The sequence below is a fragment of the Xanthomonas campestris pv. campestris str. ATCC 33913 genome, assembly GCF_000007145.1.
GTDB lineage: Bacteria > Pseudomonadota > Gammaproteobacteria > Xanthomonadales > Xanthomonadaceae > Xanthomonas > Xanthomonas campestris.
Genome location: NC_003902.1, coordinates 3,098,147 through 3,120,393, shown reverse-complemented (window position 1 = coordinate 3,120,393; position 22,247 = coordinate 3,098,147). Strand labels below are relative to the sequence as shown.

General features: G+C 66.8%; 21 protein-coding genes, 1 other RNA gene and 1 pseudogene. 11 read left to right on the top strand and 12 right to left on the bottom strand.

Annotation, left to right across the window (positions count from 1 at the left end):
- Window positions 1-176: 176 nt before the first annotated feature.
- Complete coding sequence (locus tag XCC_RS13660) at window positions 177-1,979, bottom strand: DUF885 domain-containing protein (RefSeq protein WP_011037762.1); 1,803 nt, start codon at window positions 1,977-1,979, stop codon at window positions 177-179.
- A gap of 100 nt (window positions 1,980-2,079) precedes the next feature.
- On the opposite strand from XCC_RS13660, the gene XCC_RS22240 reads away from it, so the two are divergent.
- The 3 genes from XCC_RS22240 to XCC_RS13650 all read left to right on the top strand — a co-directional run bounded on the left by XCC_RS22240 (window position 2,080) and on the right by XCC_RS13650 (window position 3,201).
- Window positions 2,080-2,205 (top strand): hypothetical protein, encoded by a 126-nt coding sequence (locus XCC_RS22240; protein WP_016944354.1) that lies wholly within the window; start codon window positions 2,080-2,082, stop codon window positions 2,203-2,205.
- The gene (locus tag XCC_RS13655) at window positions 2,202-3,002 is read left to right on the top strand and encodes a DUF4349 domain-containing protein (RefSeq protein ID WP_011037761.1); all 801 of its coding nucleotides are present in this window, start codon (window positions 2,202-2,204) and stop codon (window positions 3,000-3,002) included. Before XCC_RS22240 ends, XCC_RS13655 begins: the two co-directional genes overlap by 4 nt.
- A gap of 124 nt (window positions 3,003-3,126) precedes the next feature.
- A non-coding RNA gene (locus XCC_RS13650) (sX9 sRNA) lies at window positions 3,127-3,201 on the top strand.
- A gap of 4 nt (window positions 3,202-3,205) precedes the next feature.
- On the opposite strand, the gene XCC_RS13645 is transcribed toward XCC_RS13650, so the two are convergent.
- From XCC_RS13645 to XCC_RS13630, 4 genes are all read right to left on the bottom strand, one after another.
- Complete coding sequence (locus XCC_RS13645) at window positions 3,206-3,499, bottom strand: hypothetical protein (RefSeq protein ID WP_014508313.1); 294 nt, start codon at window positions 3,497-3,499, stop codon at window positions 3,206-3,208.
- Window positions 3,500-3,588: 89 nt separating this feature from the next.
- The gene (locus XCC_RS13640; RefSeq protein WP_227971921.1) at window positions 3,589-4,923 is read right to left on the bottom strand and encodes a DUF2867 domain-containing protein; all 1,335 of its coding nucleotides are present in this window, start codon (window positions 4,921-4,923) and stop codon (window positions 3,589-3,591) included.
- A gap of 117 nt (window positions 4,924-5,040) precedes the next feature.
- Entirely contained in the window at window positions 5,041-5,355 is a 315-nt protein-coding gene (locus XCC_RS13635; RefSeq protein ID WP_011037758.1) for a metalloregulator ArsR/SmtB family transcription factor, read from the bottom strand.
- 277 nt (window positions 5,356-5,632) lie between these two features.
- On the bottom strand, window positions 5,633-6,625 hold the full coding sequence (locus XCC_RS13630; RefSeq protein ID WP_011037757.1) for a LysR substrate-binding domain-containing protein: 993 nt from the start codon (window positions 6,623-6,625) through the stop codon (window positions 5,633-5,635).
- 170 nt (window positions 6,626-6,795) lie between these two features.
- On the opposite strand from XCC_RS13630, the gene XCC_RS13625 reads away from it, so the two are divergent.
- A complete protein-coding gene (locus XCC_RS13625) occupies window positions 6,796-7,683 on the top strand; it encodes a DMT family transporter (protein WP_011037756.1) in 888 nt (295 codons plus the stop codon).
- Between the two features lie 65 nt (window positions 7,684-7,748).
- Here the strand turns inward: XCC_RS13625 and XCC_RS13620 are convergent, their stop codons facing one another.
- From XCC_RS13620 to trxA, 4 genes are all read right to left on the bottom strand, one after another.
- A complete protein-coding gene (locus XCC_RS13620; RefSeq protein ID WP_011037755.1) occupies window positions 7,749-8,654 on the bottom strand; it encodes a peptidylprolyl isomerase in 906 nt (301 codons plus the stop codon).
- Between the two features lie 237 nt (window positions 8,655-8,891).
- Window positions 8,892-9,131, bottom strand: a complete 240-nt coding sequence (locus tag XCC_RS13615) for a DUF378 domain-containing protein (protein WP_011037754.1) — start codon at window positions 9,129-9,131, stop codon at window positions 8,892-8,894.
- A gap of 170 nt (window positions 9,132-9,301) precedes the next feature.
- Window positions 9,302-9,751, bottom strand: a complete 450-nt coding sequence (locus XCC_RS13610; protein ID WP_011037753.1) for a DUF4442 domain-containing protein — start codon at window positions 9,749-9,751, stop codon at window positions 9,302-9,304.
- A gap of 121 nt (window positions 9,752-9,872) precedes the next feature.
- Entirely contained in the window at window positions 9,873-10,730 is an 858-nt protein-coding gene (trxA, locus tag XCC_RS13605) for a thioredoxin (RefSeq protein ID WP_011037752.1), read from the bottom strand.
- Between the two features lie 157 nt (window positions 10,731-10,887).
- Here trxA and XCC_RS13600 point away from each other — a divergent pair, with 157 nt between their 5' ends.
- The 6 genes and pseudogenes from XCC_RS13600 (at window position 10,888) to rsfS (ending at window position 17,707) form a co-directional block, all read left to right on the top strand.
- Window positions 10,888-11,514, top strand: a complete 627-nt coding sequence (locus XCC_RS13600; RefSeq protein WP_011037751.1) for a DUF998 domain-containing protein — start codon at window positions 10,888-10,890, stop codon at window positions 11,512-11,514.
- 72 nt (window positions 11,515-11,586) lie between these two features.
- A pseudogene (leuS, locus tag XCC_RS13595) lies at window positions 11,587-14,227 on the top strand (leucine--tRNA ligase).
- A gap of 407 nt (window positions 14,228-14,634) precedes the next feature.
- Window positions 14,635-15,285 (top strand): LPS assembly lipoprotein LptE, encoded by a 651-nt coding sequence (lptE, locus tag XCC_RS13590; RefSeq protein WP_011037748.1) that lies wholly within the window; start codon window positions 14,635-14,637, stop codon window positions 15,283-15,285.
- A gap of 21 nt (window positions 15,286-15,306) precedes the next feature.
- Entirely contained in the window at window positions 15,307-16,335 is a 1,029-nt protein-coding gene (gene holA, locus XCC_RS13585) for a DNA polymerase III subunit delta (RefSeq protein WP_011037747.1), read from the top strand.
- Window positions 16,332-17,231, top strand: coding sequence for a nicotinate-nucleotide adenylyltransferase (gene nadD / locus XCC_RS13580; RefSeq protein WP_011037746.1), 900 nt, complete (start codon window positions 16,332-16,334; stop codon window positions 17,229-17,231). Before holA ends, nadD begins: the two co-directional genes overlap by 4 nt.
- A 56-nt stretch (window positions 17,232-17,287) precedes the next feature.
- Window positions 17,288-17,707 (top strand): ribosome silencing factor, encoded by a 420-nt coding sequence (rsfS, locus tag XCC_RS13575; RefSeq protein ID WP_011037745.1) that lies wholly within the window; start codon window positions 17,288-17,290, stop codon window positions 17,705-17,707.
- 72 nt (window positions 17,708-17,779) lie between these two features.
- On the opposite strand, the gene XCC_RS13570 is transcribed toward rsfS, so the two are convergent.
- Window positions 17,780-19,315 carry an alkaline phosphatase PhoX gene (locus tag XCC_RS13570; protein WP_011037744.1) on the bottom strand — a complete coding sequence of 512 codons (1,536 nt, stop codon included), beginning with the start codon at window positions 19,313-19,315 and terminating at the stop codon, window positions 17,780-17,782.
- 120 nt (window positions 19,316-19,435) lie between these two features.
- On the opposite strand from XCC_RS13570, the gene rlmH reads away from it, so the two are divergent.
- Window positions 19,436-19,906, top strand: coding sequence for a 23S rRNA (pseudouridine(1915)-N(3))-methyltransferase RlmH (gene rlmH / locus XCC_RS13565; protein ID WP_011037743.1), 471 nt, complete (start codon window positions 19,436-19,438; stop codon window positions 19,904-19,906).
- Window positions 19,907-20,414: 508 nt separating this feature from the next.
- On the opposite strand, the gene XCC_RS13560 is transcribed toward rlmH, so the two are convergent.
- Together XCC_RS13560 and XCC_RS13555 are read right to left on the bottom strand one after the other, a co-directional pair.
- Window positions 20,415-21,095 (bottom strand): energy transducer TonB, encoded by a 681-nt coding sequence (locus tag XCC_RS13560; protein ID WP_011037742.1) that lies wholly within the window; start codon window positions 21,093-21,095, stop codon window positions 20,415-20,417.
- A gap of 382 nt (window positions 21,096-21,477) precedes the next feature.
- Window positions 21,478-22,215, bottom strand: coding sequence for an SIMPL domain-containing protein (locus tag XCC_RS13555; protein ID WP_011037741.1), 738 nt, complete (start codon window positions 22,213-22,215; stop codon window positions 21,478-21,480).
- Between the last annotated feature and the right edge of the window lie 32 nt (window positions 22,216-22,247).

Here is a 22,247-nt window from a genome sequence, read left to right as displayed (position 1 = left end):
TCTCCCGAAGGGGAGAAGGGATGCAGGCAGCTCTTCATCAAGCCCCTCTCCCCTCGGGAGAGGGGTTGGGGTGAGGGTACGGGGCGTAGCCACTCGCTAGTTGGACTACACGAGGCTTCGCCCGCACCCTCATCCGCCCCTGCGGGGCACCTTCTCCCGAGGGGAGAGGGACGCGGTCACTGAATCGGCTGATCCAGCATCAACTCGCGTGCAAAGCGCACCGGCGGCGCGCCGTAGGACAGGATCTTGTCGTGGTAGGCCTTCAGATTGAAGGTGCTGCCCAGCTTGTCCTGCACCGCCTTGCGCGTATCCAGATGCTCCTGCACGCCCACGAAGTAGGTCGGCAACTGGGCCGACGACAGCTGCGCACGCACCCACTTGCCCGACGCTTCGCTTTCCTGCTGGAAGGTGTCGTGGGTCATCAGGTGCATCGCCTTGTCGCGATCCCAGCCGTCCACGTGTACGCCCTGGTCGAGGATCGCGTTGGCGATCGTGCGCAGATAGAACTTGAGCTGCACCAGGTGGAATAACGGGTCGTTATCCAGGTAGCCCTGTTCCTGCATCATGCGTTCGGTGTAGACCGCCCAGCCTTCGGCAAACATGCCCGAGCGCAGCACCGCGCGCAGCGTGGAGGGGAACTTGCCGGAGTGCCAGCCTTCCAGGTAATGGCCCGGGGTGCCTTCGTGGATGCTGAGCAGGTGGATCATGCGGCTGTTGTATTCGCGCAGGAACGAATCGACCTGCTTGGCATTCCAGTCGTCGGGGATCGGCGACACCGCATAGAACGTCTTGAGGTTCTTGTCGAGCGGGCCGGGCGAATCGCAGTAGGCCACCGCCACGCCGCGCTGGAATTCCGGCATCAGGATGATGTCCACCGGCGAATCGGGCAGGGTCATCAGATCTTTCTGGCGCACGAATTCGGTGGATTGCGCGAGCGCTGCCTTGGCATCGTCCACCACCTTGTCGCGTGCCGGCTTGTCGGCGTAGGCCAGCTCCAGCGCCGCCTCGATCGCGGCCTGCTGCTGGGCATCGCTGGGCGCATCCGGCAGGGCCGGCGCGCCGGGCTTGTCCTTGAGCACGGTGCGCGCAATGCCATACATCTCCGAGCGCACGCGCGTGAGCTCGGACTCGGCACGCTGCTTGATCTCCGCACGCGACAGCGACGACAACAGCGCGAACTTCAGCTTCTGGTCGTACTTGTCCGCGCCCACGCGGAAGTCGCCCTTGGCATTGGGCACCAGCACCGTGTCCAGCCAGGTTTGCTGCTCGGTCACCGCTTTCTTCAGGTTGTCGATGGCGGCCTGCGCACGCGCGGCATCGGGCGGGGACAGCTGGCCGATGTTGGGCGCGATGAAGGTGTCGACGATGCTGAGGATGCCCTTGTTCTGCTTGGCTACCGTCTCGGCATGGATCTTGGGCACGCGCGCCGGATCCAGGTTCTCGCGCGCTTGCGCGAGCAGGCTGGGGATCTTTTCCATGCGCTGGGTAGCCGAGTCCAGGCGCTCGGGCAGCGGTGCGAATTCACGCGCCATCAGGCTGTAAAGCGCGCTGCCTGCCAGGCCGTTGTAGACCTGCGGGTCCCAGGCCCAGCTCTGCAACACCTCGGTGTTCCAGATTTCCGATTGCAGCTGGTTGCGCAGGATCGCTGCGTCCACCTGGTTTTCGCGCGAGAGCTTGCTGACGTCCAGCGCATCGAGCTCGGTCAGCAGCTGCTTGCCGGCGTCCAGGCTGCGCTGGCGGCCGGCGGTGCTCAGATCATCGAGCTGGCTGTCGAAGCGGTGGTCGCCGACCTGGGTGGCATTGACCGGCGACAGTTGCATCCAGGTGTCCAGCGCGTGCTTGGAGAGCGCGGCAAAGCGCGCATCCGGGCTCTGCGCATCCTGTGCAGTGACGGCGGCGGTGCCGGCACGCGGCGGTTCGGGCTGCTGGCAGGCGCTGAGACCGGCGAGCAGGGCGAGGACGAGCAGGCGTTGACGCATTCGTGAGTCCTGGGTGGTAGCAATCGCCCAGCATAGGCATCCAGGCTGCCGGCCGCATCCGCCATTGGTTTACCCTGGCCACCTTCCAAGGAGGTGGACCATGCACGACACCGGCAGTTTTGATTGCGGACGCATCGCGTTCGATCTGCACACCGAAACCCCCATCCGTGGCGTGGACGGCTGCAATTGCTCGCCGTGCCATGCGGCCGAAGGAGCCAGCCGATGAGCGCCGCGCTGCGCACGGTGCTGCTGGCGTTGTTGTCCTGTGGCCTTGTGGCAGGCTGCGCGAAACAGCAGCGCGAGCTTGCCGGCGGAGCCGCTGCGCCGGCGGCGCCGCCGTCCGGCCAGGGCAATTTGCTGGCGTATGAGCACGAAGTGCGGATCGACTTGGCCGCCGACCAGATCGGCCCACGCATCACCGCAGTGCGCACCGCCTGCCAGTCGGCGCAGTACGGCGATTGCGCGTTGCTGGCGGTGTCGCAGGAAGGCGGGCGCGCGCCCAGTGGCAGCATTCGCGTGCGCGTGGCGCCGGACGGCGTGGACCCGTTGGTGCAGCTGGCTGGCCAGCAAGGCGATGTGGCCGCGCGCACCACGCATGCCGAAGACCTGGCGCAGCAGATCGCCGACACCGGCCTGGCGCAAGCGCGCCTGCAAAACGAACATGCCCGGCTGCTGCAGCTGCAACAGCGGCATGATCTGGCGGTGACGGATCTGTTGGCCTTGTCCAAGCGGCTGGCCGAGATCGAAGCCGAAGCGCAGCAGACCCAGCAACAGGCTGCGCAACAGCAGCGCCGCGTGCGCACGCAGTTGCTGACCATCGAGTTCCGCGGGACAAGCGGCGAACAGGGCCGCGGCGAGATTGCCGAAGCGGCTGCCGAGTTCGGTCAGGTGTTTGCGTCCAGCGTAGCCTTCGTCATCCGTGCGGTGGCGGCACTGGTGCCGGTCGTGGTGGTGCTGGCCATTGTCGGCTGGTTGCTGCGGCTGGCGTGGCGCTGGCGGGCGCGGCGCCGCCGGGTGGTGTGACGCGTCAGGCAGGCCGACGCACAGCGCTGGCCTGCCCAGATGCGGCAGTGCGATGCGGGCTTAGAGCAGCTATCAAAACGACTGCGCAGCCGCCAGGCGGGCGCGGCCGGTGCTCGGAATCGGCATGTACCCACGTACACTCCGGTTTCTCCGCGCCGTCCGCACCCACCTGACGGCTGCTCGCTACGTTTTGTTAGCCGCTCTTAGCCCTCGTCGACCTCGAATTCAATGAAGACATCCAGCTGCAGCGCCAGTTCCTGCACGGCGTCGCGCACCTTTTGCGCGGTGGATTCGTTGCCGGCTTCCACTTCGAATTCGTGCGTGCCCGGACCTTCGTCGTCGGACAGACCTGCCGAACTGGAGTCGTCATCGTCCAGGTGCGGCATCAGATCGTCGACTTCCTCGACGTGCTCGATGCCTTCGATGCTCTGCAACAGATTGCCAATGGCGCGGGCATCGTCGTCGGTGCCGGTGATACGCATGCGAAGAGTCGGCATGGGCGTTGGTCCTGAGTGGTGGGAACGCAAAGCCTAGGTAGCGGCAGGCAAAGGCAAGGTGATGGCCTGCCGCCTCCGCGTCGTGCGTTTCATGCCGGCTGCGGGCGCCAGCTTGCCTGCGCGTGCTGCGCCGTCTCCAGCACCTGCCGTGCGGCGCTGCCGAGCATGGCCGGCATGATGTAGTGACGATGGGTGCGGTGGATCGCCGCCATGTACAGGTGCCCGAACAGGTTGCGGCAATGCACCTGCGTAGCCATGGTCACCGCGAGCGTGTGTTCACCGGTACGGCGCACGCTGATCGCCGAGCGGAAACGCACGTGTTTGTCGTCCGCGCCCAGCAGCACCTGCACCTGCCGGCCATCGGCATCGCTGCGGTGGGCCAGCACCGGGAAACGGCCGGCGAACCGCTGCGCTGCATGCGGGTCCAGTAACGATGACACCGGGCAACCCAGCGGCGAGGTGCGCAGCCCCAGCGGTCTGACCATCAGGTTGCGCAGCCGCATCAATCCGCTCACCCCGCTCGGTGGCTGGTCGATGAAGGCCTGCAGCAGGTCGCACATCAGCTCCGGCAGCCTGTCGCTGCGCAACTGGCGCGTATCCAGTTGCACCTGATGGCTGTCCTGGTAGTGCATCGGCGCGCTGAAGTGCGCGTGCAGCAGCGCATCGTCGGCCACGGTGGGCAGTGCGCGCACACGCGGTGCCGGCGCACTGGTGGCCACGAAGCCGCCACGTTGCGTCAGCGCCAGGGCCTGGCGCAGGCGACCGGCCCAGCGCCGCGCACGGGCGCACGCACGCTGCTGCCAGCTCTGTGGTCTGACGTTGAAGGACAGCGCGGTGGTCGGCACCTCGCTGGCACGGAACTGGTCCGATTCCAGCAATGCGGTGACCGCCTCCGGCAGCAGCTCGGTGAGGCTGGCGATGGTGGCCTGGCCACTGCTGACCAACGCCTGCTGTGCGCTGTCCAGCGCGCCCGCGGCTTCATCGGGATGGCAGGACAGGGCGAACAACGCCGAATGGCTCGCGCTGCCGCGCGCCGGCGCGAACTGATGCCAGGTGCCACCGCCAAAGCGCACCGTGAACAGGCTGTCGCCGGGCAGGTCCACATGGCGCAGCGCGTGCAGGAAGGCCTGCGGATCCTGCGCAATCTGCTGCGCCGAAGCGGTGGAGAACCGCAACTGCGCGCCGCCGCTGCCGGTCACCGCAGTGAACACGCGGTTGCCGGCATGGCAGTGGAACGGGTGCCCCTGCGGGCCGACCGAAAACGAGAACAGCGAGGCCGGGTCGCCCAGCTGGAAGTCCGGTGCCGACAGCTGCGCCGATGGCTCGTCCAGTGCGGCGTGATGGGCCGGGTGCTGCTGTTGCCGCAGGCCGGCCTGCGCGATCAGACCGTCGCCGGCGCCTGGATCCAGCTGGGCGATCAGGATCACTTCCACCGGCCGCCCGCCGCTGCAGGAGGGCAGCAACACGCGGGGGAAGCTCGCTTCGGCAACAACCTGTTGTGGGTACATGGCAATCCTTGCAGTCATGACGAAGAGCGGAATTCAGCGCGGTTTCTTGGCCAGCTTGCGCGATTCGCGTTGCAACGGACCGGCCTTGGGGCAGACCTCGAAGGCGAAACCGCTGAGCGTGTTGACCATGTTGTGCGGGGTCAGCCGGTACACCACGAACTGGCCGCGCCGTTCGCTGCTGACCAGGCCAGCCGCCGACAACACCGACAGATGCCGCGAAATGGCGGGCGCACTCATCGCAAAGCGCTCGCCGATCTGGCCAGCGGTCAGTTCCTGCGCCGACAGATAGGCCAGGATCTCGCGACGTGGCCGCGATGCCAGGGCTTCGAAAATGCGATCGATCGACATGATGGCTTAGCTAATTAACGAATTAGCTAATTAACTAATTAACTCGCTTGGTGTGCGAGGTGTCAAGCGATTTTTACTGGCGGGTCGAGCTGGGAGCGTCGCCCGTCCCTGTTTGGAGAGGCGGAAGTGCGGTGCAAGGCCGTGTTGGCGTGCACGTCTACTGTTGCTTTCGCAGCCGCCTGACGCGCCACTGGGCGGCAGACTGATTGGATCGCTTGCACAACGGGAGACATCGCGGCGCAGTTGCAGATGGCGATGCACTACCTGCGGCGAAGGCTCACTCGGTTGCCGGCGCACGGCGCGATCGCCGCCGTCTGTCCGGCGCGTGCGCGGTCTCGCCGGTGGGCAATGCCAGCAGTTCGGCGGGCAGTGCCGGCATCGGCGTGCGCTCGTCCAGTGCTTCGCGTTTGAGCCAGTCGATGAACACGGTGGCCGCCGGGCTGGGCGCGCGATGGCTGGGGTGCACGATGTAGTAGGCGTAGCGCGCCTTCAAGGTCGGGCCGGGCAGGCGTACCAGCTCATAGCGCTGCAGATACGGTTGGGCAATGTGCTTGCGTGCCAGCACCGCGCCCAGTCCGTACACGGCCGCGCGCATCGCATCGGTGCTGTCGTTGAAGGTGTGCATCGGCGGCAGCGTGGTGCCGCGCACCTGCGCCGCGCGGAACCAGTCGCGCCAGCCCTGCGGCGACATGTCCGACAACAGCGGCAGTTGCGCAATCTGCGCCGGCGTCTGCAACGCGGCCACTTCGGGCAACGAGGGCGAGGCCACCGGGAACAGTTCGTCGTCCATCAGGTGGTGCGAGGTCAACCCCGGCCAGGCGCCTTGGCCGTAGCGGATGCCCACTTCCGGCCCGCCTTCCTCGAAGCGCGAGAATGCCGGGTCCGATTGCAGGTCCAGGCGGATATGCGGGTGCAGGCGGCAGAACCGCGGCAGGCGCGGCAACAACCAGCAATACGACAGCGAGCGCAGCGTGGTCACGCGCAGCGGGATGGCGTCTTCGCGCGGGTGCAGATTGCCCGCCACCGCGGCGATCTCGGCCAGCGCCGCGCTGGCGGCATCGGCCAGCTGGCGTCCTTCGGCGGTGAGCATTACGCCGCGCGGCAGCCGCTGAAACAAGGTTGCACCGAGCAGTGCCTCGAGCTTGCGCACGTGATGGCTCACCGCGCTGGCGGTGAGGTGCAGTTCTTCCGCCGCATGGGCGAAGTTCTGGTGGCGCGCGGCTGCGGCGAAGACGCCGAGTGCAGGCAGCAAGGTAGGACGCAGATGCATGATGCATGAGTGAGATTTGTGGCTCGCCCCGATACTACGCGCTTGTCGCGCCTGCGATGTGCGCGGATGCTTTGTCGCTCCCCATCTCGATCCCGCGCCATGACCGCTCGCCTGCCCGATGTTCTTTCACGCGTGTGCACCGCCGCATCGCAGGCCAGGAGGGTGCGCGCATGAGTGCACAGCCGTCACTGCAACCGGCGCTTGGCGTGCGCGATTGGCGCACGCCGCTGGAACTGGTGTTCCTGGGAATCGTATGGGGCTGCTCGTTCCTGTTCATGCGTGTGGCCGCGCCGCATTTCGGCGCCGCGGCATTGGTGGAAATTCGTCTCGCGCTGGGTGCCACAGTGTTGTTGCCGTTTTTGTGGGTGGCGCGCAGCCGCTTCCCGCTACACCGTTGGCCGATGCTGGCCGCCATCGGCGTGCTCAACTCGGCATTGCCGTTCCTGCTGTTCGCCTGGGGCGCGCAGCATGCGCCCGCGGCGGTGGGCGCCATCTGCAACGCGATGACGGTGTTGTTCACTGCCCTGATCGCGTTCGTGTTCTTTGGCGAACGCATCGGCACGCGCCGCGCGGTGGCACTGTTGATCGGCTTTATCGGCGTGCTGGTACTGGCCACCGGCAAGTCCGCCGGGCTCAGCGTGGGGCCGGCCGCGTTGGCCGGCGCCACCGCGTCGCTGCTGTATGGCATCGGCTACAACCTGGTGAAACGCCACATGGGCGATCTGCCGCCGGCAGCGTCGGCAGCCTCCACATTGGGGTGCAGTGCGCTGCTGCTGGCGCCGGTGGCGTGGTGGCAGTGGCCGAGCGCGCCGGTGCCGGCCAGCGCATGGGCCTGCGCCGGTGCATTGGGCGTGGTGTGCACCGGGCTGGCCTTCCTGATGTATTACCGCCTGATCCAGCGCATCGGCCCCGCGCGCGCCTCCACCGTCACCTATCTGGTGCCGGTGTTCGGCGCGCTGCTGGCCTGGGCACTATTGGGCGAGGCACTGACCTGGACCATGCTGCTGGCCGCGGTATTGATCCTGGGCAGCGTGGCCTTCAGCCAACGCGCACGCTAAGCATCGGCAGTGTTCGAGAATTCGCAGCAATCCGCTCCTGCGATTCCCCATTCCCGATTCCCCATTCACGCCGCAGGCGGCGTCCGCACCGGCAACGGCACATTGCACAGATCGATGTGCCCGGCCGGTCGCTTGTAGAAATCGTCCTTGCGGTTGCGGCGTGCTTCGGCCACGTCGCGGAAGGTCTGGCTGTCGGTGCGCAGCAATTGCAGCGGCGTGCGCTCGGGCAACGGCACCTCGCTGGCGAGCCGGATCGCGCGCAGCGTGGTGCGCTGTGCGGCGTCTTCGTAAAAGCCCATTGGATCAGGTCCGCGCGGAATCACGCTCAACAATTCCATGCCCTTGACCACGCGGCCGACCACGGTGATGTTGCGGTCCAGCTGACGAGGCGATTGACCGGTGACCACGTAGAGCTCGGCGCCGATGCTGCTGTCTTCATCGTTATTGCGGCCCGCGCCCAGGGTGCCGTAGCAATGCGCCAGCCAGGTCTTGCCGCTGGCCGGATCGCGGCCCACCGGGAAACCCTCGACAAAGCCGACCTGCGGTGCCCAGCCGTCGCTGTCGGGCAGGCGCTGGAAATCCAGGCCCTGCGAGGCGCGTTCGAATTCGGCCGGCAGATGCGTTTTCGCCGATCCCAGCGATTTGGCCTTGGCCGGCGTCTCGCCGTCGGGGTCGCCGAACTGCACCACAAAATTGTCCTGCGAGCGATAGACGCTCAGCCCGTCCCAGAAGCGCTCATGCGCCAGGGTGCGGATGTTGCCCACATGCGCCGGCGCGAACTGCGGAGCCAATTCGATGATCACCCGGCCGCTGTCCAGTTCCAGATACAGCGTGCGCTCGGGGTCCAGGACGCGCCATGCGGAGGCGGGCGAGGCGTCGAGCAATTGCTGCGGGCTTCGGTAGGCAGCGCTGGCAGCGGTGGGCACCAACAGGGCGAGCAGGCAGGCAGAAGCGAGGGTGCGCAGAAGCATGAAGGCAGCCAGCGGGGAGGTGACTGATTCTTGCCGACGCGGCGCGCCAACGCAAAGGGCGGTGCGCTACCCATGCCATACGCCAGCAGCACAACGCCGGCACGAAGGCCGGCGTTGTGGCGATGCAAATGCAGCAGCGGCACGATAAATCAGCTGTCTGGACACAACCGGCTCAGCGCGCCGCCGATGCAAGGTTGGAGCGGCTAACAAAAACGGCGTTGTTGTTGCTAGCTGCGCTTAGTGGTTACGCACGTGCGGGCTGGTGTGGTGCTGTGCCGGCGCATGGTTGTTGCGGAACAGCGGGATCAGCTGCCACAGCGCAGACAGGCCGACCAGTGTGTACACCACGCGCGACAGGGCCGCGTTTTGTCCGCCAAACAGCGCGGCGACCAGATCGAATTGGAACAGGCCGACCAGGCCCCAGTTCAATCCGCCGACGATAAGAAGCACCAGGGTGATGACATTGATCGCTTTCATGGGAGGCAGTCCGTGTGTGGGTTTGGAGTGCCTAGATTCACCATCGCAGCGCAAATGCATCGTGAGCGTTTCAACGCTTCTTTTTGCATTGCAAAGACGCATCACTCACGTGGTGAGGACGGCAATCGACCTCGTCTACGGCCTGCTGTGACGCGTATTTCTTGCGCTCGTCAGCGCTGCGGTTTGCGCTTGATGTAGAGCTGCTTACGCACGCGTGCAACCACATCACCGCTGAGGTCGTGCACGTCGGTGTCGAACCAGTGCAGGTATTTTTCGCCGCTCTCGGTGGCGCTGCGCAAGGTGTCGAGGATGGCGTTGTCGAGCACGAAGTCCGCGGTCACCGTGCCACGGCCGGGCTTGATGAAGTCGATGCTGCCGGCCTTGTCCCAGACGTAGTAATCGCGTCCCAGGTTCTGCATTACCAGCAGCATCCAGAACGGGTCGGTCATGGCGAACAGGCTGCCGCCGAAATGCGTGCCCACGTAGTTGCGGTTCCATGGCCGCTGGCGCAGCTCGACCCGCGTGTAGCGGTAATCGGCCGACAACACGGTGACGTGGATGCCCGCGAACAGGAACGGCGGCCACAGGTTGAGGCCGAATTTGAACAAGGGTGCGCGCATGCTCGACGTCAGCTCTCCAGGCCAGCGCCGAGAATAACATTCGTATGCGTATGGAGTAATGCCGAAGGCACGTCGCGCTGCAGATGCGTCCGCGCCGGCCGGCATCTGCAGCGCGCAGGGATCAGAACAACAGCGCCGACATCTTGCGGCGGTAGCGGCCCACCAGGTCTTCGTCCTCGATCACGCGGAACGCGTCGATCAGGCTGCGGCGCGGCAGGTTGTCCTCGAAACCGCGGTTCTGGCGCAGCATTTCCAGAAACTGCTCCAGCGCCGCTTCGTCGTCGCCGTCGAGCAGGTGACGGACCCCGAGCAGATGGCGCGCGTGCAGGTCGCTGCCATCGGCGGCCACCGTAGTCTGCAGAGCGGCGGCGTCGGGCGCATCCTTGAGCACGTTCGCAAAGCCCAGTCGCGCCTTGGCGCGCACGGCGCGGTCGTCGGTGGCCAGGTTGGCGGGCAGGGCGTCGATCAACTGCTCGGCCTCGAGCGTGTCGCCGGTCTTGAGCAGCGCCAGCGCCAGGTCCAGCTTGAGTTCGTCCTTGTCCGGCTCGGCGGCGATTGCCTCGCGTAGCGCGGCGACCTGCGCCTGCGGGTCCAGCGGTGCCAGCGGAACCTCTTCGGCCACCTGCGGCTCGGCCGGCAGCACGCCGTGCTGGGTCAGGAACTCGCGGATCTGGCCTTCCGGCATGGCGCCCGGGAAGCCGTCCACCAGTTCGCCACCCTTGACCAGGAACACGGTGGGAACCGAACGGATCTGGAAGGCCGCAGCGATCTGCTGCTCCTTGTCCACGTCGACCTTGGCCAGCTCGAAGGCGCCGTTGTAGTCGGCTGCCAGCTTTTCAAGGATCGGGGTCAGTGATTTGCACGGCCCGCACCAGGTGGCCCAGAAGTCCACCAGCACCGGTGTCGTCAACGATTTCTGCAGGACCTCGGTCTCGAAGGTGTCGGTGGTGACATCGAATACATGCGCTTTGTCGGACATGGGTTTCCAGGAGAATGACGGCAACAGTGGACCGTAATGGTGGCAAACCCGGCCCAGACAAGGCCAGCATTGCCGCCGCCAGGGGTTCACGCCGCGCCCGCCGCGCACGACAATGCCGTGCTCTGGCGCGTTGCGCGCCGCGACGTGGAGCAAGGCAATGGCGATCATCGAGGGTTTGCAGCGGTATCTGGGCTTGATCGCCGCCACTGCCTTTGTGCTGGCAGTGGCCGGCTTCGGGGCCGCGCTTCCCGGTTACCTGCAGGGCAGCCACCCGGTGGCATTGCTGGGCGCGGCCGGGGTGCCGCATGCGCTGGGCTTCAATCTGCTGGCGTTCGTGCTGGTGGGCGGGCTGGGCATGGCCACCGGCATCAGCCTGCTCGCCCGCATGCCGCCCAAGGCCGGCTGGAGCCTGCGCGTGGGTGGGCAGTTGATCGTGCTGGCGGGCTTGGCCTTCATCGGCATGGGCCTGTTGCCGCTGGATCCCACCGACCTGGACGGGCGCGCCAGCCAGTCGCATGCCACCGCGTGGCTGCTGTGGGCGGTGGCTTTCGTCCCCGGCATGCTGTTGATTGCCGCGCAGTTGCTCAACCAGCCCGGCATGCGCGCGCTGGCGTGGCTGAGCCTGGCCGCCGGCCTGCTGGTGGCGGTGCTGTCTTTCGGCCCGCCCGGGTTGCTGCGCCAGGCAGTGGCCCAGCGCGTGGCGTTCCTGGCTTGGGTGGGCTGGCTTGCGGTGGCGGGCTGGTCCTGGCCGGCGCTGTTGCGGCCGGGTAGCCGCCCGGTCTGAGCCAGCGGTTTGGAGCACCTGCTGCACTGCGGTACCCTGTACCGCTTTGCACCGCCCGAGCATCCGCTCCCAATGTCCACCGTCGAACCGAACGCCTACGACCCCCAGCAGGTCGAAACCTCCGCCCAGCAGTTCTGGGATGCCACCCGCGCCTTCCAGGTCGACGAGAACTCGGACAAACCGAAGTTCTATTGCCTGTCGATGCTGCCGTACCCCTCCGGTGCGCTGCACATGGGGCATGTGCGCAACTACACCATCTCCGACGTGGTCAGCCGCTACAAGCGCATGACCGGGCACAACGTGCTGCAGCCGATGGGATGGGATGCGTTCGGCCTGCCGGCCGAAAACGCCGCGATCAAGAACAAGACCGCGCCGGCCAAGTGGACCTACGCCAACATCGAACACATGCGCGCGCAGCTGAAATCGCTGGGCTATGCGATCGACTGGTCGCGCGAGTTCGCCACCTGCACGCCGGACTATTACGTGCACGAGCAGCGCATGTTCACCCGGCTGATGCGCAAGGGCCTGGCCTATCGCCGCAACGCGGTGGTGAATTGGGACCCGATCGACCAGACCGTGTTGGCCAACGAGCAGGTGATCGATGGCCGCGGCTGGCGTTCTGGCGCGCTGGTGGAAAAGCGCGAGATTCCGCAGTGGTTCCTGCGCATCACCGATTACGCGCAGGAATTGCTCGACGGCCTGGATCAGCTGGATGGCTGGCCGGATTCGGTCAAGACCATGCAGCGCAACTGGATTGGCCGCTCGGAAGGGCTGGAAATCCAGTTCGACGTGCGCGACACCACCGGTGCCGCGTTGGATCCGCTGCGCGTGTTCACCACCCGCCCGGACACCTTGATGGGCGTGACCTTTGTGTCCATCGCCGCCGAACACCCGCTGGCGCAGCACGCGGCCAAGTCCAATCCGGAACTGGCCAGCATGCTGGAGACGCTCAAGCACGGCGGCGTGTCCGAAGCCGAACTGGAAACCCAGGAAAAGCGCGGCATGGCCACCGGCCTGACCGCGGTGCATCCGATCAGCGGCGAGGAAGTGCCGGTGTGGGTGGCCAACTTCGTGCTGATGGGCTACGGCACCGGCGCGGTGATGGCGGTGCCGGGTCACGACCAGCGAGATTTCGAGTTCGCCAACAAGTACGGTCTGCCGATCGTGCAGGTCGTCAAACTGCGCGAGCCGCGCAACGATGACGAACAGGCCTGGGATGCCACGCAGTGGCGCGACTGGTACACCGACAAGAGCCGCGAGCTGGAGTTGATCAACTCTGCCGAGTTCGATGGCCTGGATTACCACGGCGCTTTCGAAGCGCTGGCCGAGCGCTTCGAGCGCAAGGGCCAGGGCCAGCGCCGCATCAATTACCGCCTGCGCGATTGGGGCGTGAGCCGCCAGCGCTATTGGGGCTGCCCGATTCCGGTGATCTATTGCGCCAAGTGCGGCGCGGTGCCGGTGCCGGAAGACCAACTGCCGGTGGTGCTGCCGGAAAACGTGGAATTTGCCGGCACCGGTTCGCCGATCAAGACCGACCCGACCTGGCGCCAGACCACCTGCCCGGAGTGCGGCGGCCCGGCCGAGCGCGAAACCGACACCTTCGACACCTTTATGGAGTCGAGCTGGTACGTGGCGCGCTACACCAGCCCGAACGCACGCGACATGGTCGACCGCCGCGCCAACTACTGGATGCCGGCCGACCTGTACGTGGGCGGCATCGAGCACGCGATCCTGCACCTGATGTATTTCCGCTTCTATCACAAGCTCATGCGTGACGCGCGGCTGGTGGATAGCGACGAGCCGGTGACCAACCTGCTCACCCAGGGCATGGTCATCGCCGAGACGTTCTATCGCGACGCTGACAACGGCGGCAAGGACTGGATCAACCCGGCCGATGTGGAAATCCAGCGCGACGAGCGTGGGCGCGTGGTCGGCGCCAGCCTGATCGCCGATGGCCAGCCGGTTCACATCGGTGGCACCGAGAAGATGTCCAAGTCCAAGAACAATGGCGTGGACCCGCAGGCCATGGTGGCCAAGTACGGCGCCGACACCGTGCGCCTGTTCTCGATGTTCGCCGCACCGCCCGAGCAGTCGCTGGAATGGAACGAGGCCGGTGTCGACGGCATGGCGCGCTTCATGCGCCGGCTGTGGGTGCAGGTGCACAAGCATGTGGGCGAGGGCGCTGCTGCATTGGATGTCGCCAGCCTGAGTGCCGAGCAGAAGGCGATTCGCCGCAAGACCCACGAAACCATCGGCAAGGTGGACGACGACTACGGCCGCCGCCACAGCTTCAACACCGCCATCGCCGCGGTGATGGAGTTGTCCAACGCGCTGGCCAAGTTCGACGACGCCAGTGCGCAGGGGCGCGCCGTGCGCCAGGAAGCGCTGGAAGCGATGGTGCTGCTGCTCAACCCGATCACCCCGCACGCCAGCCATGCGCTGTGGCAGGTGCTGGGCCGTGGCGAAACGCTGCTGGAAAACGTGCCGTTCCCGCAGGTCGATGCGGCGGGCGCTGGTGCGTGATGCGCTGACGCTGGCGATCCAGGTCAACGGCAAGTTGCGTGGCACCATCGAGGTGGCCGCCGACGCAGCGCGCGAGCAGATCGAAGCACTGGCGCTGGCCGAGCCGAACGCAGCCAAGTTCCTGGACGGCCTGAGCGTGCGCAAGATCATCATCGTGCCCGGCAAGATCGTGAATATCGTGGCGGGCTGAGGGCTGCGCAGTGCCGGGTTGCCAGGCCCGATCCGGCCGATTTGTCGGATCGGCGCCTGGCGACGGTAGCTCAGGTTTTACCTGTGTTGCTGGCGATGCATTGCGTTGGTCAGTTGCAATGCGCCGTTGCGGGTGTTGCCGCGTTCCCGTGAGGAACTCCACTGGTATGTGGTGACGCGCGCGGGGATTGCTCAGGCGGTTCATGGCAATCATCGCACTGGCGCGTGGCGACGTTTGTCAGATCTAGTGCCGTGTTCCCGGTGATTCAGTTCACTGGCGCGCGGCGACGCGTTTTTCATTTCCGGGCGCCGCAATGTAGTGCGGCGCCCTCTCAAGCCCCGTTCACGCCGTCTCGGGCAGGCTAGCCGCCTGTTGCCGCCGCCGGGGCGCTCCTCCAGACTGTGCCCATGATCCGATTTCCTACTGCCTTCGCCGCCTCCCTCGTGCTTGTCTCGAGCCTCACCGCCTGCGGCTTCCACCTGCGCAATTCGTTGGCGCTGCCGCCGGATACGCCCGCGGTCAAGGTGCAGTCGGCGTTGCAATACAGCGAGCTGGCCAAACTGCTGCGCCGTGGCCTGAAGGCCGCCGGCGCCACCCTGGCCGACGAAGACGCCAAGAGCGGCTTTGCGCAGGTGCAGGTGTTGTCCGAGCGCTGGGGCGATCTGCCGATCGCCATCGACAGCCAGGGCCGTGCGCAGGAGTTCAGCCTGCGCTATGCGGCGATCTTCACGGTGACCACCGCCAACGGCGCAATCCTGGTGCCGCAGCAGGTGATCGAGCTGTCGCGTGATTACGTGTCGCCGCCGGTGGACGCCACCGGTACCGCGACCGAGCGCGAGATCCTGGCCGACGAGCTGCGCAAGGACATGTCCGCCTCGATCCTGCGCCGCATCGACAGCGTGGTGCGCGCCCGCGTGGAGCGCGGCGAATCGCTGGAAAGCACGCCTACCGCGCCGCTGCAGCCCAGCACCACGCCGCCGGTGCAGCCGTCCGGCACGCCGGAGTCGAGCGTGCCGGCCTCGCTGCCGCCCGCACCGCAGCCGTCGAACAACAACTAAGCGCTCGCGCGCTTTTCGTCCATGGAACTTCGCCCAGAGCAGCTGGCCGGCCAGTCCAGCCAGCCGTTGCAGCCGGTCTATCTGATTGCCGGCCCGGAAACCTTGCGTGTGCTGGAGGCCGCCGACGCGGTGCGCGCCCGCGCGCGCGCCGAAGGCATCAGTGAACGCGAAGTGTTCGACGCCGACGGGCGTGAGTTCGACTGGAACCAGCTGGACGCCAGCTTCAATGCGCCCAGCCTGTTCAGCCCGCGCCGCCTGGTCGAGGTACGCATGCCCAGCGGCAAGCCGGGCAAGGACGGCGCCGAGGTCATCACCCGGTTCTGCGCCAACCCGCCGCCGGACGTGGTGCTACTGATCACCGCCAACGACTGGAGCAAGGCGCACCAAGGCAAATGGGCCGATGCGGTCGGGCGGATCGGCACCATCGCCGTGGCCTGGCCGATCAAACCGCATGAGTTATCGGACTGGATTGAGCGCCGCCTACGTGCGCAGGGCTTGCGCGCCGATGCGGCCGCGGTGCAGCGGCTGAGCGAGCGGGTGGAAGGCAACCTGCTGGCCGCTGCGCAGGAGATCGACAAGCTCGCGTTGCTGGCCGATGGCAAGGTGCTGGATCTGGAGGCGATGGAATCGCTGGTGGCCGATGCCGCCCGTTACGACGTCTTCCGCCTGGCCGAAACCACTTTTTCCGGGCAGCCGGCCGCGGTGGTGCGCATGCTCGCCGGCCTGCGCGCCGAAGGCGAGGCAGTCGCGGCGCTGATGCCCATCCTGATCAAGGAATTGCTGCGCACCGCTTCCCTGGCCAAGGTGCAGGCCGGCGGCGGCAACCTGGGCGCCGAAATGAAGGCCCAGGGCATCTGGGAATCCCGCCAGGCACCGTTCAAGCGCGCCTTGCAACGGCATCCCGAGCCGCGCCGATGGGAGCGCTTCGTCGCCGAGGCCGGGCTGGTCGATCGCATGGCCAAGGGGCGCGCCGAGGGTGACCCCTGGGTGGCGCTGGAACGCCTGCTGGTCGCTGTCGCCGAAGCCCGCGCGGTGAGATTGCTGGCGTGACAGCGGGGCAGGCCGGAACTGCTGAGCGGGGCGCCGGCGCCGCAGAGCGAGAGCCTCCAACCGCAGCGCAAGGCGCACGGCCGGTACCTCCCACCGGCGTCGCTCCAACGTCACCAGCCACCAACGCGCAGGCCGCCGCGTCAGACTCGCTTCTTTCCGAATCCCAAATCCACAATCCCGAATCCCGGTCCCATACCGACTCCCGATTCCCGATTCCCGATTCCCGCCCCAAGCTCCACCTCTACTACGGCGGCACCTTCGACCCGATCCATCGCGGCCACCTGGCCATTGCCTGCGCCGCACGCGATGCGCTCGGCGCGCAGGTGCATCTGGTGCCGGCCGCAGACCCGCCACATCGCCCCGCGCCCGGTGCCACCGCCGCGCAGCGCACCCGCATGCTGGAACTGGCCCTGGCCGATCTCCCCGGGCTGCTGCTGGATACCCGCGAGGTGCGCCGCGCCGCGCAGGGCGGGGCGCCGTCCTACACGGTGGACACCCTGCACGAGGTGCGTGCCCAGCTTGGGCCCGCCAAGCCCATCGCCTGGCTGCTGGGTGCCGATGCCTTCGTTGGCCTGCCCGGCTGGCATGAGTGGACCGAACTCTTCGGGCTGGCGCATCTGGTGATCGCTGCGCGCCCCGGCACGGCGCTGGACTTGGCCGATGCGCCGGTGCTGGCGCAGGCGGTGCAGGGCCGGTGGGCCACCGACGCGCGCGACCTGCTCACCGCGCCGGCCGGTCGGCTATGGCGGCTGCCGCATCCGTTGCGCGGCGAATCGGCCAGCGCGGTGCGCAGCCGCATTGCCGCCGGTGGTCAATGGCAGGAGCTGGTGCCGCAGGTGGTTGCCGCATTGATCGCCGAAGAAGGCCTGTATGGCTGCGTTCCGCCGGCTAGCTGAACACGCAGGCGGCCGGACTTGCCTATAATTCACCCAAATCTATCGAGTTGCCTGCTTTGACCAGCCAAGCCCAAGTCATCAAGACCTCCATTACGAACCCGCCGCCGTCCGTGCCGGCCCTGTTGGCCACCGTGCGTGAGGCCGTCGAGGAGCTGAAAGCCAAGGACGTGGTCGAGATCGACGTGCGCGGCAAGTCCAGCGTCTGCGATTACATGGTGGTGGCATCGGGCACCTCGACCCGCCACGTGAAGTCAATTGCCGAAGAAGTGGTGAAGTTCGCCAAGCGTCTGGACGTGATGCCGCTGGGCGTGGAAGGCGAGCGTGAAGCCGAGTGGGTGCTGGTGGACCTGGGCGATGTGGTGGTGCATGTGATGCTGCCGCGCGTGCGCGAGTTCTATGCGCTGGAGCGCTTGTGGACTGTTGGCGACCAGCGTCCGTCCGATCTGGAAGAGGCAGCGGACGACGAGCAGGCTTAAGTCTGCGCAGCTGCGTCACCCCAACGAACGGCGCCCTCGGGCGCCGTTCGTGTTTGCGCGTGGTCGGGCGGCTTACAGCGGCCCGCGCTCCCACGGGCCGGTGATGGCCAGCGTGATCCCCGGGGTCTGGATGTTGACGAACAACGTCTGCGCCAGCGGATCCCAGCAGGCGCCGCAGAACTCGGTGTCGCGGTAGTCGCCCTCGGCAATGGTCTTGCCGGCATCGGCGATCTGCTGCGAGGTCAGCTGCACGTTGTTCTTGGCTAGATAGAACGACTCACCATTGCGGGTCAGGCCCAGCAGACGCGCACCCGGGCCGTATTCGTCCGGGCTCTCGCCGCCGTCTTCGCACAGCACCACGCCACCGCGCGCGCTGACGGTGACGTTGTCCGGGTTATGCGCCGCCAGCTGGTTGCCACTGACGAACAGCGCGCTGAGCCGCTGGGTAAACAGGTCCAGCACCCACACCGCGCCATTGCCATAGCCGCGGCGGCCCTGCGCATCCACGCCGGTGCTGGTGTCGACGATGAACAGCTTGCCGTAGCTGTACCAGATGCCTTCGCCGCGGCTCATGCGCAGCGCGCCATCGGCCCAGGCCTGCGCGAACGGTCCGCTCAGGGTGTCATTGGCGCCGATGTCGGCAAAGCCCGCCGGTGCGGCGATGCTGTCCAGATCCGGCTCTTCGATGTCGACCCATTCCAGCTGGAACTGCTGGCCGATGCTGGCCACGGTGAGGTCGGCGTTGCGCTTGCCACGCACGCGCGCGGCCTGCAGCCGACCGCCGTTCTCCAGCGAGCCGTTGCGGCCGCGGCGGTCGTTGGGAATGAAGCGGTACAACCCGGCCTTGTTGCGGTCGTCTTCGGTGAGATAGACGATGCCGGTGCGCGGGTCGATCGCCACCGCCTCATGGCTGAAGCGGCCCAGCCCGACCAGCGGCCGGCCGGTGGTGCGGTGGCTGTCCGGGTCCACTTCGAACACGTAGCCGTGCTTGCGCCCGGTGCTGGAGACCGCATTGGTCTTGATCTCTTCGCAGCTCAGCCAGGTGCCCCAGGGCGTCGGACCGCCGGCGCAATTGACCAGGGTGCCGCCCAGGCTCGGTTCCAGGCTGCCCCAGCCGCGCCGCCCATAGCTCAGCGTGGTGGTGCCGCCGCCGGCCTGCGCGGTGCCGCTGACGATGCCGGTGTCGTACATCGCCGGCGCACGGAACTGGCTGGCGGCGCCACGCTCATGGTTGCGGATCAGCACGTATTCCAGGCCGCGCAGGCCATCGGTGCCGGGGCGCCAGCCGGGCCGACGCAGGCTGACCACGGCCATGCCGTCATGCCGGTCGGGGCAGGGTTGGCCATCGTCCATGCGGTCGCCGCTCCAACCGAACGAGCGGTAGCTGAAGCCGCGCGGCAGCTGCAGCAAGGGCAGGCCGGTGCTCTGGTCGGCGACCGGCGCGAGCGGGCCGTAGCGGCTGGGTACCGGCGCCAGGCGCATGGAGGGCGTGGTGGCAGCCTGGGCCTGGCGCGACTGCAATGCGCTCAGGCTGCCAAGGGCACCGGCGGCCATCACGGCGGCGCTGCCTTTGAGGACCTGGCGACGGGCGGGATCGAAAACATGCATCGAACGACTCCTGCGGGCTGGGTGGTCGGGCGACACTAATTGCCGCCTGTAACCACGCCATGACACACAACGGCAAATCGCCACGGACTGCCCAGGCTGTGACGCGGATATCATGTACGGATGAAATGCCGACTCATCGCCACCGGCGAGCGCGCACCGGCCTGGGTGGCGCAGGGCTTTGCCGAATATCAGAAACGTCTCTCGCACTGGATGCCGCTGGAGCTGGTCGAGATCGAACCCGGCCTGCGCGGCAAGGGCCGCGACGCGCAACGCGCCATCGACGACGAAGGGCGCCGCGTGCTGGCGGCGCTTCCCAAGAATGCGCATGTGGTCGCGCTCGATGTGCCCGGGCGCCCGCTCAGTTCCGAACAGCTGGCCCAGCGCATGGAACATTGGCGCGGGCAGGGCCGCGATCTGGCCTTTTTGATCGGCGGGCCCGAGGGCCATGCCGCCGACGTGGTGAAGAGCGCCAACGAGAGCTGGTCGATCGGCCCGCTGACGTTGCCACACATGCTGGTGCGCCTGATCGTCGCCGAGCAGCTCTATCGCGCGGCCGCAATGCTGGCCAATCATCCTTACCATCGCGCGTAGCGCCGTCATGGCACGTGCTGTGCAGCTGGCCTGATCAGCGCAACCGAGCGCAGATTGTGCAGCGTCCAGCTTGATGCACTCGGCAGTTGCGGCCTGCTTGTACACGCGTCGTCGCTATTTCAAGCAGGCAGGGCGTCCTCACCATCGCGCGTCATGGCGAGCGCCGTGCAGCTAACTTCATCAAGTGCCTGGTCGCCGATTGCGCTGTGTCCAGAGGGAGGCGTTCGGGAGTCGCGTCCAGCGTGTACCCCCGCGTCGTTGCCATTTTGATCGTGCCGGCGGGGATTACGCCTGGTCACTAGCCGGCCCCGTGTTGGTCGCTTCAAGCCTGTTGATGTGGCAGGTCATCGCCGGCCTTCCCTGGATGACGCAAAAGGCCACCGACACGGCAGCGTCCGTGGTTACGCTTGCTGCCGAGCACGCATGCCTGCTCGGCAGGAGGGGCGGCAGGTGGGGATTGGCAGCAGTGCGGCGGCTGCAGTTGCAGGCCGCCGCGTCGGTCAACGCTTCAATTCAACGAAAAGCTCACCGGCACCAACCCGTAGGCCTGCACCGCCTGGCCGTTCTGCATTGCCGGCTGGAAGCGCCAACTGCGCAGTACCTGGCTACGCGCGGCCAGATCGAGCGCGCGGTGACCGCTACTGGTCTGTACGCTCACTTCGGCCGGGCGGCCGTCGGTACCGACCAGCACGCGCAGCATCACCGTGCCCTGTTGCCCGGCGCGCAGTGCCGCCACCGGATAGCTCGGTGCGGGCGCGCTGAGATAGTGCAGCTGCCCGGCGTCCACCGGCCCGCTTGAAGGGGGGGCGGCCGGGGCGCTGATGGTCGGCGCCGTATCCGACACTGCCTCCAACGCCACGTGCGCGGTGTCGACCACCGCTGTCTGCGTCACCGATGGCTGCTTCACCACCGGGTCGGCAATGACGGGCGTGTGCGTGCTGGGCGCCTTGAACGTCACCTCGACCGGAAACACGAGCGGCGGCGGGGGCGGCGTCGCCGGCACGGTGATCGGCATCAGCCAGCGCTCCTTCGGCGTGGGCGGTTGCATGACCTGGTGGTGCGACAACGGGATCAACAACAAGCCACCGGCCAGCAGATGCAGCGCCACGGCCGTGCTCATCGCCAGGACGCGCGAGGTGTCGATGCCAAGGGGACGGGAAGAAACCTGCGATTGCGTGCGAACCATCATCCACCTCCAAAACGGAACTGCGGAAAGGACCAGCGCGGCCCGGACGCACTACACCATCCGGTAGCGTAGGTTTACCGCAGCGCGCACGGCTGCACAAGCGACGCGTGGTGGCGACTGCAAGCAGCTCGGTCGATCGTGGGTGGAATGGTGCGTGGGCAATCGGCGCCATGCCTGAGTGCGCTAAAGCGCTCAAGCTGCCTCCGTGCGGTTGATGCTGAAGAACGGCCTTCAAATCACAATTAAAAATGCAGCACTTGGCAGCTCCAATGGCCCATGCGTTCAACGGCGAACGCCGCCAAGCTACGACGCTGGCGGACCAACAGGCAAAAAAAACTGCCCATGACGGGCAGTTTTTCAAGTGCGCTATTGCGGCGCTAGCGCATCAGCGCCCCAGTTCGAACGTCACATCCAGGGTGATCGACAGGGTGCTTTCGCCCGGAGCCACCTGGGTGTCCATCTCGGCCTTGGCCGAGCGCATCGAAGCGGCCATCATCATCGGAGGCACCACGCCACCGCCATTGCGGCCTTCGGAGATGCTGACGATGCGGCGCACCTTGAGCCCCAGTGACTTGGCGTAGGTTTCGGCGCGGGCCCGCGCCTTCTTGAGCGCGGCCACGCGGGCTTCGTCATACACCGGCTCGGGCTGGTCGATCGAGAAGCTGGGGCCGTTGATGTCGTTGGCGCCTTGCGCAACCAGGGCGTCGAGTACCTTGCCCAGCTTGGCGATGTCGCGCACCTTCAGGCTGACGGTGTTGCTGGCCTGGTAGCCGATGATCTTCGGCGCTTCGTTTTCTTTGTAGCTGTACTGCGGATTGAGATTGATGCCGCTGGTCTGCACGTCCTTGTCGGCGATGCCGGCGGCCTTGACCGCGGTCATGACCTTACTCATCTGCTCTGCGTTCTGGCGCATCGCGGCGTTGCCATCCACCGCCTGGGTCACCACACCGGCCGACACCGTGGCGATGTCCGGTACGCGCTTGGCTTCTGCTTCGGCCGACACATTGAGCAAGGTGCCATCGTTGGGAATGGTGTAGCTCGGAGCGGTCTGGGCGTGGGCGGTCATGGCGGTTCCGGCAGCGATGGACAGGGCCAGCAACAACGGCTTGAGGGTGGTACGCATGGAGTCTCCTTGTCTGTGCGCGCAGCGTGTTG